Annotated in this window: 17 protein-coding genes; 12 read left to right on the top strand and 5 right to left on the bottom strand. The window is 40.0% G+C overall.

Translation table 11 applies throughout. The features are described 5' to 3' along the window. Positions 1 to 12 precede the first annotated feature (12 nt). Complete coding sequence (holA, locus tag EG2_RS13755; RefSeq protein WP_003127282.1) at positions 13 to 1,038, top strand: DNA polymerase III subunit delta; 1,026 nt, start codon at positions 13 to 15, stop codon at positions 1,036 to 1,038. A 44-nt stretch (positions 1,039 to 1,082) separates the two neighbouring features. Here the strand turns inward: holA and rpsT are convergent, their stop codons facing one another. After that, on the bottom strand, positions 1,083 to 1,337 hold the full coding sequence (gene rpsT / locus EG2_RS13750; protein ID WP_003127283.1) for a 30S ribosomal protein S20: 255 nt from the start codon (positions 1,335 to 1,337) through the stop codon (positions 1,083 to 1,085). A 270-nt stretch (positions 1,338 to 1,607) separates the two neighbouring features. Here rpsT and EG2_RS13745 point away from each other — a divergent pair, with 270 nt between their 5' ends. Both EG2_RS13745 and EG2_RS13740 read left to right on the top strand, forming a co-directional pair. Further along, entirely contained in the window at positions 1,608 to 2,636 is a 1,029-nt protein-coding gene (locus EG2_RS13745) for an inorganic phosphate transporter (protein WP_172461419.1), read from the top strand. Between the two features lie 12 nt (positions 2,637 to 2,648). Then, the gene (locus tag EG2_RS13740; RefSeq protein WP_003127286.1) at positions 2,649 to 3,272 is read left to right on the top strand and encodes a DUF47 domain-containing protein; all 624 of its coding nucleotides are present in this window, start codon (positions 2,649 to 2,651) and stop codon (positions 3,270 to 3,272) included. Positions 3,273 to 3,320: 48 nt separating this feature from the next. On the opposite strand, the gene EG2_RS13735 is transcribed toward EG2_RS13740, so the two are convergent. The 3 genes from EG2_RS13735 to EG2_RS13725 all read right to left on the bottom strand — a co-directional run bounded on the left by EG2_RS13735 (position 3,321) and on the right by EG2_RS13725 (position 5,671). Further along, entirely contained in the window at positions 3,321 to 4,154 is an 834-nt protein-coding gene (locus EG2_RS13735; protein WP_005472587.1) for an undecaprenyl-diphosphate phosphatase, read from the bottom strand. 174 nt (positions 4,155 to 4,328) lie between these two features. Next, complete coding sequence (locus EG2_RS13730; protein WP_005472589.1) at positions 4,329 to 5,033, bottom strand: histidine phosphatase family protein; 705 nt, start codon at positions 5,031 to 5,033, stop codon at positions 4,329 to 4,331. 20 nt (positions 5,034 to 5,053) lie between these two features. Then, positions 5,054 to 5,671, bottom strand: coding sequence for an MBL fold metallo-hydrolase (locus EG2_RS13725; protein WP_003127289.1), 618 nt, complete (start codon positions 5,669 to 5,671; stop codon positions 5,054 to 5,056). A 322-nt stretch (positions 5,672 to 5,993) separates the two neighbouring features. Here EG2_RS13725 and EG2_RS13720 point away from each other — a divergent pair, with 322 nt between their 5' ends. Together EG2_RS13720 and EG2_RS13715 are read left to right on the top strand one after the other, a co-directional pair. Further along, positions 5,994 to 6,530, top strand: a complete 537-nt coding sequence (locus EG2_RS13720; RefSeq protein ID WP_003127290.1) for a hypothetical protein — start codon at positions 5,994 to 5,996, stop codon at positions 6,528 to 6,530. A 283-nt stretch (positions 6,531 to 6,813) separates the two neighbouring features. Then, positions 6,814 to 9,201: an ATP-dependent DNA helicase gene (locus tag EG2_RS13715; RefSeq protein WP_060815116.1), complete on the top strand. Its 2,388-nt coding sequence runs from the start codon at positions 6,814 to 6,816 to the stop codon at positions 9,199 to 9,201. 36 nt (positions 9,202 to 9,237) lie between these two features. On the opposite strand, the gene EG2_RS13710 is transcribed toward EG2_RS13715, so the two are convergent. Continuing rightward, positions 9,238 to 9,729 carry a YajQ family cyclic di-GMP-binding protein gene (locus EG2_RS13710; protein WP_003127292.1) on the bottom strand — a complete coding sequence of 164 codons (492 nt, stop codon included), beginning with the start codon at positions 9,727 to 9,729 and terminating at the stop codon, positions 9,238 to 9,240. A 149-nt stretch (positions 9,730 to 9,878) separates the two neighbouring features. Here EG2_RS13710 and EG2_RS13705 point away from each other — a divergent pair, with 149 nt between their 5' ends. From EG2_RS13705 to EG2_RS13675, 7 genes are all read left to right on the top strand, one after another. Beyond that, positions 9,879 to 10,814 (top strand): YitT family protein, encoded by a 936-nt coding sequence (locus EG2_RS13705; protein ID WP_003127293.1) that lies wholly within the window; start codon positions 9,879 to 9,881, stop codon positions 10,812 to 10,814. An 82-nt stretch (positions 10,815 to 10,896) separates the two neighbouring features. Further along, the gene (locus EG2_RS13700) at positions 10,897 to 11,226 is read left to right on the top strand and encodes a metal-sulfur cluster assembly factor (RefSeq protein ID WP_005472593.1); all 330 of its coding nucleotides are present in this window, start codon (positions 10,897 to 10,899) and stop codon (positions 11,224 to 11,226) included. A gap of 366 nt (positions 11,227 to 11,592) precedes the next feature. Continuing rightward, entirely contained in the window at positions 11,593 to 11,943 is a 351-nt protein-coding gene (locus EG2_RS13695) for a hypothetical protein (RefSeq protein ID WP_060815115.1), read from the top strand. 188 nt (positions 11,944 to 12,131) lie between these two features. After that, on the top strand, positions 12,132 to 13,067 hold the full coding sequence (locus EG2_RS13690) for a dihydroorotate oxidase (RefSeq protein ID WP_060815114.1): 936 nt from the start codon (positions 12,132 to 12,134) through the stop codon (positions 13,065 to 13,067). Positions 13,068 to 13,101: 34 nt separating this feature from the next. Continuing rightward, a complete protein-coding gene (locus EG2_RS13685; RefSeq protein ID WP_082709569.1) occupies positions 13,102 to 13,614 on the top strand; it encodes a GNAT family N-acetyltransferase in 513 nt (170 codons plus the stop codon). Between the two features lie 335 nt (positions 13,615 to 13,949). Continuing rightward, on the top strand, positions 13,950 to 16,046 hold the full coding sequence (locus tag EG2_RS13680) for a glucosaminidase domain-containing protein (RefSeq protein WP_060815113.1): 2,097 nt from the start codon (positions 13,950 to 13,952) through the stop codon (positions 16,044 to 16,046). A 92-nt stretch (positions 16,047 to 16,138) separates the two neighbouring features. Further along, positions 16,139 to 16,324, top strand: coding sequence for a hypothetical protein (locus tag EG2_RS13675; RefSeq protein ID WP_003127300.1), 186 nt, complete (start codon positions 16,139 to 16,141; stop codon positions 16,322 to 16,324). The last annotated feature ends 328 nt before the right edge of the window (positions 16,325 to 16,652 follow it).

Below are 16,652 nucleotides of genomic sequence, written 5' to 3'. Positions count from 1 at the left end.
GCGGGGGAATCTATGGAACTGCAAAAAGCGTTGCAAGAGATTCGGACGAAATCTCTGCAACCTATCTATTTAGTGACAGGCACAGAAAAATTTTTACAAGAACAAGTACGTCAAGCATTTTTGACGCGTTTTGAAGTTTCAAAAGATGACTTGAATTTTGCTTCTTTTGATATGGAAAGAGAGCCTTTGGATTTGGTGATTCAAGAAGCGCAATCGTTGCCGTTTTTCGGTGATCAGCGATTGATCTTTGTGGAGCGGCCTTTTTTTCTAACAGCAGAAAAAAAAGCCAATGTTCCAGAACATGACCTTGATGATTTTTTGCTGTATTTAAAAAATCCAATGGACACGGCTGTTTTGGTGATTTTTGCCGAATATGATAAGCTGGATGAACGAAAGAAAATCACGAAGCAGTTGAAAAAAGCAGGGATCATCATCGATGTGGCACCAATGAAAGAAGCGGATGTTCGTCGGTACTTGCAACAGACATTGACAAACGATGGTATTGAAATGACTAGAGAAGCTTTTGAACTGTTCCTGCGGTTGACTGATCTCCATTTATCAAAAGCGATGCAGGAGCTGCAAAAATTACGCTTGTATGCAGGAAAAGATGCGAAGATCACAAAAGAAATCGTTCAGCAATTGATTCCTAAAACCTTAGAACACAATGTTTTTGAATTGACTAATGATGTGTTACAAGGAAAAGTAGCGGATGCCTGGCGGTTGTATGATGACTTGTTGTTACAAGGGGAAGAGACCATTAAAATCAATGCAATTTTGATTGGACAAGTACGCTTGCTTTTACAAGCGTCGATTCTGATGAAGGTGGGCTATCAACAGGCAAATATTGCTGAGACACTAAAAATCCATCCCTATCGGGTCAAGTTAGCGATGCAGCAGGCAAGAAAGTTCAATGAAAAGCAATTAGCAGCCCTTTATCATGAATTGATTGAGAATGATTATTTGGTGAAAAGTGGTCAAATCGATAAAGAATTTCTGTTTCAATTGTTCGTTTTAAAGCATGGTAAAAGACAAGGGTAAAAGAAAGCCGAAGCAATCATTTGATTGCTTCGGCTTTAATTTGCTTATTTCGCAATTTTTTTACTTAAACGAGATTTGTCACGACTAGCTTTGTTCTTGTGGATCAATCCTTTAGTCTCAGCCATATCGATTGCTTTAACAGCATCTTTATATAACGCATCTACGTTATCAGCACCAGCTTCAACAGCTAGATCAAATTTTTTGATTGCTGTGCGCATTGTGCTTACTTGAGATGAATTCTTAGCATTAGCCGCTTCGCTTGTGCGAACACGTTTGATTGCAGATTCAATGTTTGGCATGTATTTCACCTCCAAAAATAAGTTCTTATACGTTTGAAACGTATAAATCAACACTAGTCATTATACCTAATGCAAGTTTCATTTGCAATAAAAGTTGTAAAGAAATTTTACTTAACACAAAAAAAGGTGCTTTTGCCAGCTATTTTTTCTTGTTCTATATTATTATTTTAATCCTTTACATATTTTTTAATGAATACTTACAAAAAGTTTACACTTTGTTCACTTTCTATGCTATGATTACTTCGGAATTTTTAAATGAGGTGTATAAATGTGAATATGGCTTTAGTTATAACCATCGTGCTCTCGTTAGGCGTTATTTTCGTCAATGGGTGGACGGATGCTCCAAATGCAATTGCCACCGCAGTCTCTACGAGGGTCCTACGTCCAAATGTCGCTATTGGAATGGCGGTAGTGATGAATTTCCTTGGGGTCTTAGTGATGACGTATTTCAATGCGCAAGTTGCTGAAACCATCAGTAACATTGTCAGCTTTGATACTGCTGGCGGCTTTCATGTTGCACATGTTGCACAAATTGCTTTAGCTGCTGCACTTTTTTCAATCGTCGTCTGGACGGTTGCGGCTTGGTACTTCGGTATTCCAACTAGTGAATCCCATGCATTGATTGCTGGACTTACAGGAGCAGCAATGGCACTGGGCGGATTACATGCAGTAAACGGACAAGAATGGGTCAAAGTACTGATAGGGCTGGTGGTCTCAACATTGATGGGGTTCATTGGTGGGTTTATCATCACCAAATTGATCGTTTGGCTCTTCCGGGGAACTTCTCGTCGTAAAGCAAATAAAGTTTTTACGATCGGGCAAGCGGTCGCAGCTGGAGCAAACGCTTTTTTGCATGGCGCACAAGACGGTCAAAAGTTTATGGGGGTCTTTATGCTAGGTCTTTACTACAATAACCTTGTAGAAAAAAGCGGCAACGGCTTTACGATCCCTTTGTGGGTAATGGCGTTATGTTCTCTTACTATGGGAATCGGAACCTCTGTCGGTGGGATGAAAATCATTAAATCTGTCGGCATGGACATGGTCAAACTGGATAAATATCAAGGTTTTTCGGCTGACTTAACAGCGGCAATCTGCTTGTTCTTATCTTCCGTGTTTGGGATTCCCGTTTCGACGACACATACAAAAACAACTGCCATCATGGGTGTTGGCGCATCACGTCGCTTTTCCAGCGTTGACTGGCGCATCGTGAAAGAAATGATTTATGCTTGGATCTTGACTTTCCCAGGCTGTGGCTTGATTGCCTATGTAATGGTAAAAGTATTACTTGTGATTTTGTAAGGAGAGAGAAGAATGGCACGAAAAAAAAGTTTTGATTATTTTGCAGCGATGGAGCAGCTGGCAACCAATGGTCATTTAGCGGCAAAACGTTTCTCAGTTCTGATAAATGATTATTCAGAAGCAGCGTTAACTGAAGCAGCAGCAGAAATTCACGCATTAGAAAAAGAAGGCGATCAAGTGATCGCAGAATTGACCAATGAATTATATGATTCTTTTATCACACCGATCGATCGTGAAGATATTTTGATCATTTCTGAACGCTTGGACGATATTTTAGATGGCATCATGGGATTGACTTATTTATTTGAAAATCTTGTGATCAAGTCATTACGTCCGGAAACAGCTGATTTCGCTGTCATGATCGAACAGGCCACACAAGGTGTGCAGACGGCATTAAAAGAGTTTCCTAAGTTCAAAAATTCAAAGACGCTACGTCAAATGATCAATGATGTCAATCGTATCGAGTCTGAAGCGGACCTTTTGTACTCTAAATTGAAAAAGGCCCTTTTCACCGATGAAAAAGATGTCTTAGAAATCATTAAATGGAAAGATATTTATGACCGCTTTGAAACAATCATCAACGACACAGAAGGTGCTGTCGATATTATTGACGGCATGGTCATCAAAAATACGTAATTTAGCTAAAAACACTGCGATGTCCAAAAGGACATCGCAGTGTTTTTATTATAAAGATACTAACCAGTAAACGATCAAAACCGCACCAAGTACGATACGATACCAACCAAAGAAAGTGAAATCGTTTCGTTTGATATAATTCATCAAGAAGCGGATGGCTAACACGGAAACGATAAAGGAAACGATCGTTCCAGTTAATAAGATAACTGTTCCTTGCAAGTCAAAAGCATTTCCATCTTTCAGAAATTTAAATATTTTTAAGGCACTTGCACCGAACATGGTAGGGATACCTAAGAAGAATGAAAATTCTGTTGCGACAAAGCGGGAGGCACCAATCATGATTCCTCCAAGAATCGTAGCGCCAGAGCGTGATGTTCCGGGAATCAATGCTAATACTTGAAACATCCCGACAATTAGTGCTGCTTTATAAGTGAACTTGTTCAAATCGGTACATTTTGGTTCTTTGTTTTTGTTTCTTTTCTCAACGACGATGAAGCCGATCCCGTAGATGATCAGAACGATCGAAACAGAGAGGAAATTATAGAAGTGAGCGTCTAACCAATCGTCCAGTGGCAAACCAATGATGACAGATGGTAAGACAGCAATGATCACTTTCGACCAGAGTGTCCAAGTGTCTCTCTTTTCCAATGCATTTTTGGTGGGTGAAAAAGGGTTTAATTTATGGAAATAGAGGTAAACAACCGCCAGAATCGCTCCTAACTGGATCACGACGTTGAACATCGCCATAAATTCCGGGCTTACTTTCAACCCAATAAATTCATCAGCAAGGATCAAGTGACCGGTACTACTGATGGGAAGCCATTCGGTAATGCCTTCAATGATCCCGAAAAGGATGGCTTTAATAAAATTCGCAAAAAACATTTGTTCAGTCCTTTCTTGTATGGTGAAATACATTACATAGTATACCTGTTCTAGGAAAAAATACCAAACACTTCCTAAAAAAGAGCAGTTTTTCTTGCTGAAAAAATCGTCAAGCCGAGGATCTTTTCAGCAAAAAACTACTCTAACTTTTGTTGATTCATTATTGCAAGAAAATCAAGCGAGGAGATCTTGTGAAAGGGCAAGTCCTTTCTTGATATATTCAGTGTTGCCCACTTCCGCAATTGTGAATTCACCATTTTCATAAATCAGTCGGGTAACCGAACCATTATCGATGTCCATACGCACGTTGTTTTCGTTATTGATCAAATGCAGCAAGAAGGCGATCGTTAGACCATGGGACACAACTAACGCATTGCCGCCGCCTTTTTTCTCAACCCGATACGCGATGTCTTCAAAGCCGGTTTTGACCCGTTCAGTCAATTCATCGAAGGATTCGGCCCAATTCGCTGTGTCCGCACGATGAATCGCATTGGCAACAGCCTCAAAGCTGACATGGCTAGCAATCATATTGTCATAATCAGGGAAATCCAACACACGAGGAATGACGCCCCACATTTCTGCATCATAAGCCCCTTCTAAAGACCCAAAACACCATTCTCTGATTCGTTTATCAATATGATAAGGAATCTGAGGCCCACGTAAATGCTCGCCCAAGATCAAGCGCATGGTTTCGATAGCACGACCACTATCACTGGATACTGCTTCCACAAAATCGATCTCCCGGAGACCAAGCCCAAGATAATGGATTCCTTGTTCACCTGTGCGGGTCAATGGAGTATCACACCATCCCTGAACGCGCTGTAATGTATTGAACATTGTCTTACCGTGTCGCACGACATATAATTCTGTTCTTGCCATATCGTTTCCTCCTTTTACATTTATCTAAAAAATGGATTTGTCCGTTTTTCGTTTTCAATCGTCGTTGGCTCACCATGCCCTGGATAAACAGTTAATTGGTTGGGCAGAATAAACAACTCAGATTGGATACTCGTTAATAATTGTTCCAAATTACCAGTTGGTAGATCCGTACGTCCAATACTGCCTTTAAAAAGGGCATCTCCTGAAACGACAAAATCATCAAAAATAAAGCTGACACTCCCAATGGAATGTCCCGGAGTTGCCACAACGCGAAAAGAGATGCCGTCAATTTGATAATCTTTTAACGCCAATTCATGCTCTGCAGGACGTGCAGTAATACCGCCTAAGTCAGGATGGCGACCAGAAAGATTTTTTAGAGGATCTCCTAACCAATCTTGTTCTAATGGACTGACATAAACTGGGATACTGTAATAGTCTCTTAAGTGATCCACTGCACCGATATGGTCATAATGAGTATGGGTCAATAAGATTGCACTAGGCTTTGCTTCTGTTTTTTCGATTTCAGCAATGATTCGTTCAGCCTCTGCTCCCGGATCAATGATTAATAAATGCCCATCTTGCCAAACCAAGTAACAATTCTCTTGAACAGGGCCGGTGACTAAGCCAATGATTTTCATATTTTAACCTCCTCTGTTTCTTCTTTTAGTATAGCCTAAAGTATTCAAGGAAACAAAAAAAGCTTTTTAAAGATTCACAGTTTTGCTCTTTATTTAGGAAAAAGCAAAAGAGCGTAAAATGGCTCTTCTTGCGCTGGTGGAAGAAACCAAAGAGAAAATGAGATTAAAAAAATCTGCAAAAAACGGCAGTTTGATTAAAAATAGGGTCGTTTTTAAAAAACTATCCCGAAAAATTTTCTAAGAAACCTCCGTAAAAAAAATACACTGTTATACTGTAATTAATTTAAAAAACCTTAATTATGGAAATAGTGGAGGCGGTAACATGAATAAGAAAGTATGTCTAGTTTTATGCTCATTCTTTTGCAGCTTGTTACTCGCAAGCTGTGGGCAAGAAAATCAAGCAATCAAAACGAGCGAACCTACGACAGCTACTGCGACCAAGCTCAGCTCCACAAATGCCGAGAATGTCGACTTGATGCTGATTCAAGAAGAAAGCAGTCAATTTCCGCAAAGCCAAGGTGTCTATGATCTGCAAGGAGAAGAATTGACCATCGTCAAACAATACTTGCCTATGACAGAAAGTAGCAGTGATGAAACGTTGAGTGGTTCGGCACTCAAAAAAAGAAATGAAACGATCCAAGCAGACTTTGAAAAAAATTTTGCTTCCGCGAATCTTCGCTTAAAAGATGATCCCTTTGAAATCTACGAGACGACCTTACATGGGGCTTCGTTTTCCATCGATGGAAAATATTTATTTTTACGAGCCCATGGGTTGGAATTAAAATTTCAGTATGATGAAGCAACCAATCGTGCCTACGATGAGAACAATGTGCGCTATGAAGTTCAAGTGGATCAGTGACGGATACTAATGAGAAATGCCTGAAAATCAGAACAGTATGAGAAGTTTAAGAGAAATAGATGCCACAAGAAAGTGACAAGTCGATTGAGACAACTTTCGATTGCGATGATGCCAAGAATTAAAACACATCATTAGGCAAGAAGAGAGGTTGTTTTTGATATGCTGTAACCATTGTAGGCATTTTTTAAGAAAATGTGAAAAAGACTGCAAATCCTGCAGGCTTTTTTTGTTCGCTTTAAAATCAGTGAAGCTTCCGATATAATAGCTCCGAGAAGGTGATCACGTGTATAAAGGAAAAATTGCTGTCCGAAAAATCGTTGAATTTATTTTGCGCCGTGGCGATATCGATAGCCGCAAAGTCAGTAACCATACTGCTCAAGAAGGCGCTCGTATCCATCGACGATTGCAAAAAGAAGCCGGCGATGTCTATCAAAAGGAAGTCTTCTTCAAAATAGAAAGCGAGATCGAAAAGGATAAGTTGACTATCGAAGGACGTGCAGACGGCTTATTCTATGACGAAGAGAAACAATGTTGGGTAATCGATGAGATCAAGACGTCAGAACCCTACTTTGAAGATCTTCCTGAGGATCAAATCGATTTATTTTTTGCTCAAGGGATGGTTTATGCTTATATTTACCTTCAAGAAGAAAAGTTGACGGAAATTGAAGTCCAACTAACCTATTACCAGACGACGGAGCAGCTGATCACCCGCGTCCGTCGCCATTTTACAGTGGAAGAACTTACTGAATTTTATACCCACTTGATCAATGAATATCATAAATGGCTGGTTTTTCAGGAAAATTGGCGCCGTGTTAGAAATACTTCACTACAACTGTTAAAATTTCCTTTCGAAACGTATCGAAAAGGGCAACGGGAATTGGCTGCTGCCGCTTATAAGACGTTAAAAAACGGCAAGCGATTGTTTGCTGAAGCGCCAACAGGTACTGGAAAAACCATATCGACTCTTTTTCCTGCACTAAAAGTATTAGGAGAAGGGGATGGCGATCGTTTGTTTTATTTGACGGCAAAAACGATCACTCGCCAAGTAGCTGAAGATGCTTTAATCAAGTTGGCGGATAACGGCAGTGAAACAAAAAGTGTGACCCTCACTGCCAAGGATAAGATTTGCTTTTTAGATGAACGGAATTGTACGCCGGAACATTGCCCATATGCGAATGGCTATTATAACCGAATCAATGAAGCGCTATGGGATCTGCTTCATCATGAAAATCAAATCACACGAGAAGTGATTGAAACGTATGGAAAAAAGCATACCGTCTGTCCCTTCGAACTTTCGCTGGATGTCAGTGTGTTTTGTGATGTCATTATTGGTGATTATAACTATCTGTTTGACCCGACTGTTTATCTCCGACGCTTTTTTGAGGAACCAGAAGAAGATTACTTTTTCTTGATCGATGAAGCCCATAATCTCGTCAATCGTTCAAAAGAGATGTATTCAGCAGAGATTCGTCGCAGCACGTTTAAAGATCTTAGAAAGCAATTGCCAATGGATCAACAAAAGCTTCGTCGAGCATTGAATAAAGTGGAGAAAGAATTCTCTGCGATTGAAAAAATCGCTGAGACGGATCATTGGGAGTACCATCATCAAAAAGAACCCCATGAAACGATGAACAAGCAATTAGCAAAGCTAGCTGAGCTTATGAAAGAATGGCTGCCAGCTAACCCTGAACATACGGCTCAGGAAGCGGTGCTGCAAAGTTATTTTGAAGTGAATCACTTTTTGAAAATTGCTGAATTCTATGACGATCATTATGAAACAACAGTAGAGGTCACTCGATATGAGCTGACTCTTCGTCAATTTTGCATTGAACCGGCTCCTTTTCTACAGCAAGTGTTAGACAAAGGAAAAGCCAGCTTGTTGTTTTCAGCCAGTTTCACGCCTCTTGATTATTACCAGGAAGTGCTGGGAGGCGGAGAAAAAGCATTACGCTATCGACTGCCAAGTCCATTTGATCCTGCAAATCAAAAAATCCTGATCGCAAATTACATCCAGACGACTTACCGGCAACGGACAGCCAGTCTGCCAGCGATCGTAGATGCCCTTTATCGAATGGTTCACGCAAAGTCAGGCAATTATATGGTTTTCTTTCCTTCTTACCAGTATTTGGACGAAGTAGCAGAAGCATTTCATCACGCGTATCCGACTATTAAGATGCTCGTACAGGATACAGCTATGAATGAAACGGAACGAGAAAATTTTTTAGCGGAATTCAAATACGACACGGCGGACGCTGAAGAAAAAACTTCGTTGATAGGATTTTGCGTATTGGGCGGAATTTTTTCGGAAGGCATCGACTTGAAGGGAACTCGTCTGATCGGAACGGCGATTGTTGGTGTCGGATTGCCGCAAATCAATCACGAACAAGAACTGATTCGGGACTATTATGAAGAAAAAAAACATGCTGGTTTTGCCTATGCCTATCGGCTGCCTGGAATGAACAAAGTTCTGCAAGCAGCGGGACGTGTCATTCGTGATTCTACGGATCAAGGCGTGATCCTGTTGCTGGATCAGCGTTTTCATACAACGGCTTACCAGCAACTGTTTCCATTGCATTGGCAACACGCCCAAACCTGCTTTCGACCAGAGCAGCTTAGCAAAGCAATGGACCATTTCTGGCAAAAACAAAAAGACTCTCAGCACCGATCGTAGACCGTACATGCGGTTTGCGATCGGTACAGAGAGAAGTCAACGATAATTTGTGAATTGTAAATCGATCGGTAATTCAAGCTTGCGCAGCAGCTGGATGACTTCTTGTAAATCGTCACGGCTTTTACCAGTGACACGAATCTGATTGTCTTGAATCTGCGTTTTAACTTTCAATTTTGCATTTTTGATGGCGGTCGTAATTTTTTTCGCCTGTTCTTTATCAATGCCGTTGATCAATTCTGCAGTCTGACGGGCTTTGGCGCCAAGTGCATGTTCAGTCTGTGAGAATTGGATATTTTTTGTCGGAACACTTCGTTTGATGAGTTTGCTGCTTAACACATCTTTGATTTGTTCAAGTTTGAATTCATCGTCTCCCACGATTGTTAATTTATTGCCATCCATTTTAATTTCAACTGTCGAACCTTTAAAGTCAAATCGATTCTTTAATTCTTTTTCTGCTAGTTGGATGGCATTTTTTACTTCTTCTGTATTGATTTCAGATACAACATCGAAACTTGCTTCTTTTGCCACAAAGATCATCCTTTCTATTTTTCTTTGATTTTACCATGAGTCAGAAAAAAGAGGGGAGAGAAACTAAATTTTTGCAAATAATAGTTTCAATTTTAGACACAAACTGCTATTCTTTGGAAGGAGATTTTTTGTGAAGGAGAAATGGCATTGTGAGTAAATTATGGACGAAACATCAGCAGTCGGAAAGACTGAAAAAAATCGGGGTTATTTTGTTGTCAGGATTGACTGCAGCGATCGCGTTGAATTTCTTTTTGATTCCTGCAAAAGTACTTTCTGCAGGGATGAATGGTGTTGCCCAGTTGATCGTAGCAGTCGGGTGGGAACAATTCGGCTTGCATCTTAGTACCGGTCTCTTTATTTTGCTTTTGAATGTGCCAATCTTTATTTTAGGCTTTATCAAACTAGGCAAAGCTTCCACTTGGATGAGTTTTATTAACGTTGTAGTGGTCTCTTTAATAACGATGATTTTGCCTCAAGGAGAAATCACAAACAATATCCTCGTGAATTCGTTGATTGGCGGCGTATTACTTGGTGTTGGAGTCGCTTATTCGTTAAAAATGGGTTTCACAACGGGAGGAATGGACATCCTCTCATTGATCTTATCAAAAACGACAGGTAAGACTGTCGGCAAATATATGTTTATGCTTAATGGCATCATTGTTATGCTATCAGGGTTTATTTTCTCATGGGAGAGCGCCTTGTACACGATCATTTCCATTTTTGCTATGAGTTATGTGGTGGATATGCTTCATACAAGCCATCAAAAAGTTACGGCATTGATCATCACCACCAAAGCGGAATCTGTCGGCAAGAATATTTCGAAACATGTGTTTCGCGGTATGACATTGTTGCCATCTGTAGGAGGATATTCTGGTGTTCCTGGAAATATGATTATGATGGTAGTTACTCGTTATGAAATCTATGATTTGGAACAAGCTGTTTTAGAAGCGGATGAGAATGCATTTATCAACTTTGTTCCCACTCAATCGATCACAGGACGTTTTGCAACAGACGATGAACAGCGTACATTCAAAACAACCGGAGTCTTTCCAGAATTGAAAGTTAACAAAAAGAATCGTCCCTAAGGAAAACGAAAGCGAAAGTGCCATTTACAAAGGGATTAAAACAAGTTATGATTTGAACAGATCATCAAAGGAGGTTTCGACTATGCCTTATACTGAAGCAGAAAGCGAAGCAATCAAAGAACGTGTCTTAGCAGCGTTAGAAACAGTTATTGACCCAGAATTAGGGATTGACATTGTCAATCTTGGTTTAATATATGAAATCGAATTTGACGGGGAAACAGGCGATACAGTTATTAAAATGACATTGACCACTATGGGTTGCCCATTAGCCGACGTTTTGACCGAACAAATTCATGAAGCATTAAGCGACATTCCAGAAGTCAAAAATCCAGAAGTAAAATTAGTCTGGTATCCCGCTTGGACGACCGATAAAATGAGCCGTTATGCACGGATTGCTTTGGGGATTCGCTAGGGGATTTGCTGATTCCAATGCAGCGGCTGTTAGTTTCGTAAGTCGTTTGAAATAGTATGGATGTATAAGTACATTTCATTCTCTAAATAATCCGTAGAAATTTTGGAACTCTTTTATTAACTTTTAAGATAAGTTAATAAAGGAGTTTTTTAGTTAAACAATTTTTTATTAGTATCTGTTGCATTTTCAATAAGGAAACGCGACCCCATACCCCTGTTAAACAGGAAGCTTTATAGTAAAAGAAAAGTGAGTCTGAATTTAGCGAAATGAACGATTTTCGTGCGACGACTGCTTGTCGTTTCAGAGACCATTTTTGTAAAAAATGATAAAATAATGATCGATAACTAAAGAAAAGGAATCCGGCCTATGCTATTAACAAAGAAAAAACTCTCTCGCCTAGCGGCTCCCTATAATGAAGGAGATATGAGTATTGGTTTTGCCGAATCACAAAGTATAGAAAGTATAAGCAGCAAAACGATTTTACTTGTGAATGATCGCCAAGTAATCATTTTATTTTTGAACTTTTTTCAAACAAAAGTCATTGATCACATGGCTTACGCCAGAAAAGATCTAGTCAATGAGCAATTAAGTCAAGGGTTCAATGGGTTAGACGTTGTTTGGCGTTTTACAGTCCAAAATAAAAAATGGCGTTTTCGCATACTAAAGAAAATAGTCACACTAGGAAAAATGCAAAGAGAATTGATCGAGCGGCTCTAAAAGAGGGTACGTACCTAAATTGTAAAAGAATTTTGATCGGTAATTTGATGAAGACTGATTGTCTTTTTTTCAAGGATCTCAGCGAATAGAGAATTGCTACAAATAAAATAATGACGAAACCTAAAACGGCAATTGCATTTTGTAAACTAGAAAGGTAAACTATTTTCAATGAAGAAAGGAGACGAACAATGTTAACGACTAAATTTGGTGAATTCACCTACGACAATCCCTTTATGAATGCTTCCGGCGTTCACTGTATGACCACTACGGATTTGGAGGAACTTGCAGCATCAGAAGCCGGTTCTTTTGTTACAAAAAGTGCCACTTTAGCACCGCGAGAAGGAAATCCCGAACCGAGATATGTGGATCTCGCTTTAGGAAGTATCAATTCAATGGGATTACCAAATAAAGGCTTAGACTATTATTTGAATTTTGCTTTAGAGAAACAAGAAGCAATCGCTCCTGAAGCACCTTTCTTCTTTTCTGTTGCAGGCATGAGTGTTGAAGAAAATATTGAACTTCTAAGAAAGATTGAAGCTAGCAACTTTCGTGGTATCACAGAGTTGAATCTTTCTTGCCCGAATGTCCCAGGAAAGCCACAAGTTGCTTATGATTTTCCATTGACAGAACAAATTTTAGAGCAAGTTTTTAGTTTCTTCACGAAGCCTTTAGGCGTGAAATTACCGCCTTATTTTGACCTGGCGCACTTTGATCAAATGGCTGAAATTTTGAATAAATTCTCTTTAACATACATCAATTCTATCAATAGTATTGGTAATGGTCTATATATAGACCCAGAAACAGAAGCAGTAGTGATCAAGCCTAAAGAAGGCTTTGGCGGTATCGGTGGCGAGTATGTCAAACCAACAGCACTCGCCAATGTTCGGGCTTTCGCGACCCGACTAAAACCAGAAATCAATGTAATCGGAACTGGCGGCATTCGTTCTGGACAAGATGCATTTGAGCATTTGTTATGCGGAGCGACGATGTTACAAATCGGAACGGAATTACAAAAAGAGGGACCAGCGATTTTTGCCCGTCTGAAAAAAGAATTGACAGAAATTATGACTGCCAAAGGCTACACATCGATCGATGAATTCCGCGGTAAACTTCGCTCATTGTAGCCGATTAGCAAATTGCTGCTGAAGGAGGAATGGCATGATCCAGTTTAGAAAAGCGACGCTCTCTGATTTGCCGGAAATGATGGCTCTCTTTGAGATGGGCATACAATCCTTAAAAAAACAAGGCTCACCTCAATGGCAAAATGGCTATGGTCCCACTCGTGAAAAAATCAAAGAAGATATCAATAAACAAGAAAGTTATCTCTTGTTATATGACGATCAAATTGCTGCTTCTGCCGCTTTAGTCAAAGGGGTCGATCCCGTTTATACTGCGATAATCGAAGGTAGTTGGTCAGGGGATGGGCCTTATGCATCAATCCATCGTGTCGTAGTCAGTGACCATTTTAGAGGCAAACAATTGAGTGCACATTTACTAAAAGCGCTAGAGGAAGAAGCGGTAGCAAATGGGATCCATGATTTACGGATTGATACCTATCAAGCAAATATTGGAATGCAGAAAGTGATAGAAACCTGTGGTTATCAATATCGTGGGCAAGTTATTTTCCCTATTCCACACGGTGAACGACTGGCCTATCAGAAATTAATCTAATTGATTGGGTGAATATAGTAATATCTGCTGTAATTGCCAGACCATAAGCGGAATGGCTGAGCCATACTAATTCCTTAATTTCCTTAGCGGGTTCAGGTCGAATTTGGGCAGCGTGTTTAGCTCATAAATAAGATGTTTTTTGAAAGATTGATCATGACGGAAAGAAAGATAGCAAGTTTTGCGTAGCTTTATTATGCAGGGCTTGCTATCTTTTTGTTTATTTTTATTCCGAATAGACGAAATTAATTAAATGTATAAAAATAGAGAGTTATCACTTTATTTTAATATTGTGCATATGGTAAAGTTGATTTGAGTAAACAATGGAGGAGAATCCAATGAAAAAAAGAAAAAGTATGCGTAAGGCGTTGGCAATGCTAGCGGCTCTATTGATCACCCTTGGACAAGGGGTGCCTGCGGTTGAAGCATTGACTGTCTTAGAGAATAACGCAGAATCAGCAATAGTCGATTCAGGCTCATCAATCTCAGCCGAATCAAATGAATCCTCAGAACCATCTGAAGACCGAACGGCCGATTCTTTCGAAACGACATCAAGCAGTCAAAGTATGGAAACAGAAGAATCCATTGATGAAAGTCATTCTACTGAACCATCGTCTTCTAGTGAAACGACTGAGGAAACAAGTGAAAGTACAAGTACGTCTGAAAGTGAGACATCTTCCTCAAGTAGCAGTGCGTCGACAACGGATTCAACTAAGGATTCTACAACGCCTAGTATGTCTTCTACTACCGAAAGGCCATCAGGAACCAGTCATTCATCAAAGCCAAATGATACGACAGCAAATTCCACCCAAAGTTCTTCGGAACCAAAGACATTCGACACAGGTTCTTCAGTCAGCCAATTGCCGCCATCCAATCAGCCTATAGCAGATTCTTCCCAGACAGTTGATTTATCAGATAAATTGGTTACCACCCCAACTGATTCTAATTTGAATGGCTATATCTTGCCGTTGTTGAATCAGTTAGCAAATGAACGATCCGCAGCGCTGATTTCAGAAGCGCTGAATCAACTAGGCAAACCATATGAAAAAGATGCGCAGGGTACTGGATTTAATAATCTTTCGTTGCCTATTGCTGTTTATCGTGGCGTTTTTGATATAAAAGGGATCGAAACTTATGATCAGCTCAGCCGGGTAGGAAAGCAAACATCACTTGAAAAAGCCGTACCTGGAGATCTTTTGTTTTGGAAAGACGGTCAGCAATTAGTCAAAGCAGCAATTTACCTTGGACAGGATAAACTGATCATGGCAGATCAACCCCAAGCGGAACAAATAGTCAAGGAAGAAAAAGCGGCGACAGAAAACAATGGCGTACGCATTTATACTATTACTGATAAACAGAATAGTACTGCGGAAACAAAACAATTGATCCAAGAAGATCAGGTAAACAAACCAGATGTAGTGGTTCATTTTTCTGACTCGCAAAAAGTAACACCTCATGGACAATCACTAATCGCTAAGTATGCGGCTAGCTATGATTTTCGCAAGAATCCGCAAACAGAAGCATTTGTTGCGGCAATTGCAGAAGATGCTCGGGAACTAGGCTTAACTTATGGTGTGTATGCGTCGGTTATGATTGCACAGGCAATTTTGGAAAGCGGATCTGGTCAGAGTGGCCTTGCTTCTCCCCCGTATTATAATTTGTTTGGAATCAAAGGAACTTCCGGTAGTCGTTCCGTTTCTATGATGACAGCTGAGGATAATGGGGCCGGAGAATTTTATACGATCCAAGCTGCTTTTCGTGCCTATACAGGATACAAGGAGTCGTTAAAGGATTACGTTCATTTACTGCGGACAGGAATTAGTGGGAATGCTGATTTTTACAAAAAGGTTTGGCGTTCTGAAGCAAAAAACTACCTGCAAGCGACTGAATATTTAACGGGGCGTTATGCAACGGATACGAGCTACAACAATAAACTGAATTCATTGATTGCTGTCTATGAATTAACGAAATATGATGAAGCCAAAGCTGGCAGCGGCGTTGTCCTGCAATCAAAAGAAGCGATTCCCAAAGAGTATCGGCAGCTGTTGGTGTTTCCTGATTATAACGGTGTAAATTATAATACCTCAGGTTCTTATCCAGTCGGACAATGTACTTGGTATGCTTACAATCGGGTCAAGCAATTGGGCGGCAGTGTGGATGAATACATGGGGAATGGTGGAGAATGGGGAGCAACCGCAAAACGTTTAGGCTATAAAACGGCGGCTACTCCAAAAGCAGGCTATCTGATCAGTTTTAGCCCAGGCACTGCTGGCTCTAGCACACAATATGGACATGTCGCCTTTGTGGAAGCGGTTGGCAAAGATGGCATTTTAATATCAGAGGGCAACGTTATTGATGGCAAAACGATTTCTTATCGAATCATTCCCAATGAGCTTGCTTATTCGCAAAGTGTCAGTTATATTGCCCCAAAATAAAATTTCGACCAAAAACTCTAGCGAATCGTAAAAATTCGGTTGTCAACTTCTGCCACAATTGCTAAGATAGAGCACGTAAAGGACGGTGCCGAATGAAAAAACGTATCAAAAAGAAAAAAGCCTATAAAAAGTATATCCAAGACATATTCACAGGATATGAAGAAATGTTGGAAAATCCTGAGCTCAAGGAGAGATCCTTTAGTTATTTGAAAGAAGAAACAGTCTTGAGACGTGATGAAAACGATCAGATTCGTTTTCGGACTCGGGACATTGATTAAACTGCCTATTTTAGGCAGTTTTTCTTTTTCAAAAATAATTGAAAGTATTTCAGAAAAACACTTGCTCTTTCATACGCTTAATGATAAAGTAGTGAACGTTGGCAAAACACGCCGACAGTCAAAACCTTTCAAAAAAACTTTTTGGAAAAAGGGCTTGACCAAAACAGAAACAGATGATATTATAACGAAGTCGCAAATTTAAGAAATCAATTTGATGCTGATGCAGCAACAAAAAAGATTGAAAAAAGTTGTTGACAAATAACAATTCATTTGTTATTCTAATGGAGTCGCTGATGACGCACAGGAAGTTGTTGAATAAACACTTTCG

The sequence above is a fragment of the Enterococcus gallinarum NBRC 100675 genome, from assembly GCF_001544275.1.
GTDB classification, from domain to species: domain Bacteria; phylum Bacillota; class Bacilli; order Lactobacillales; family Enterococcaceae; genus Enterococcus_D; species Enterococcus_D gallinarum.
This window is presented reverse-complemented; position numbering and strand designations above follow the sequence as displayed.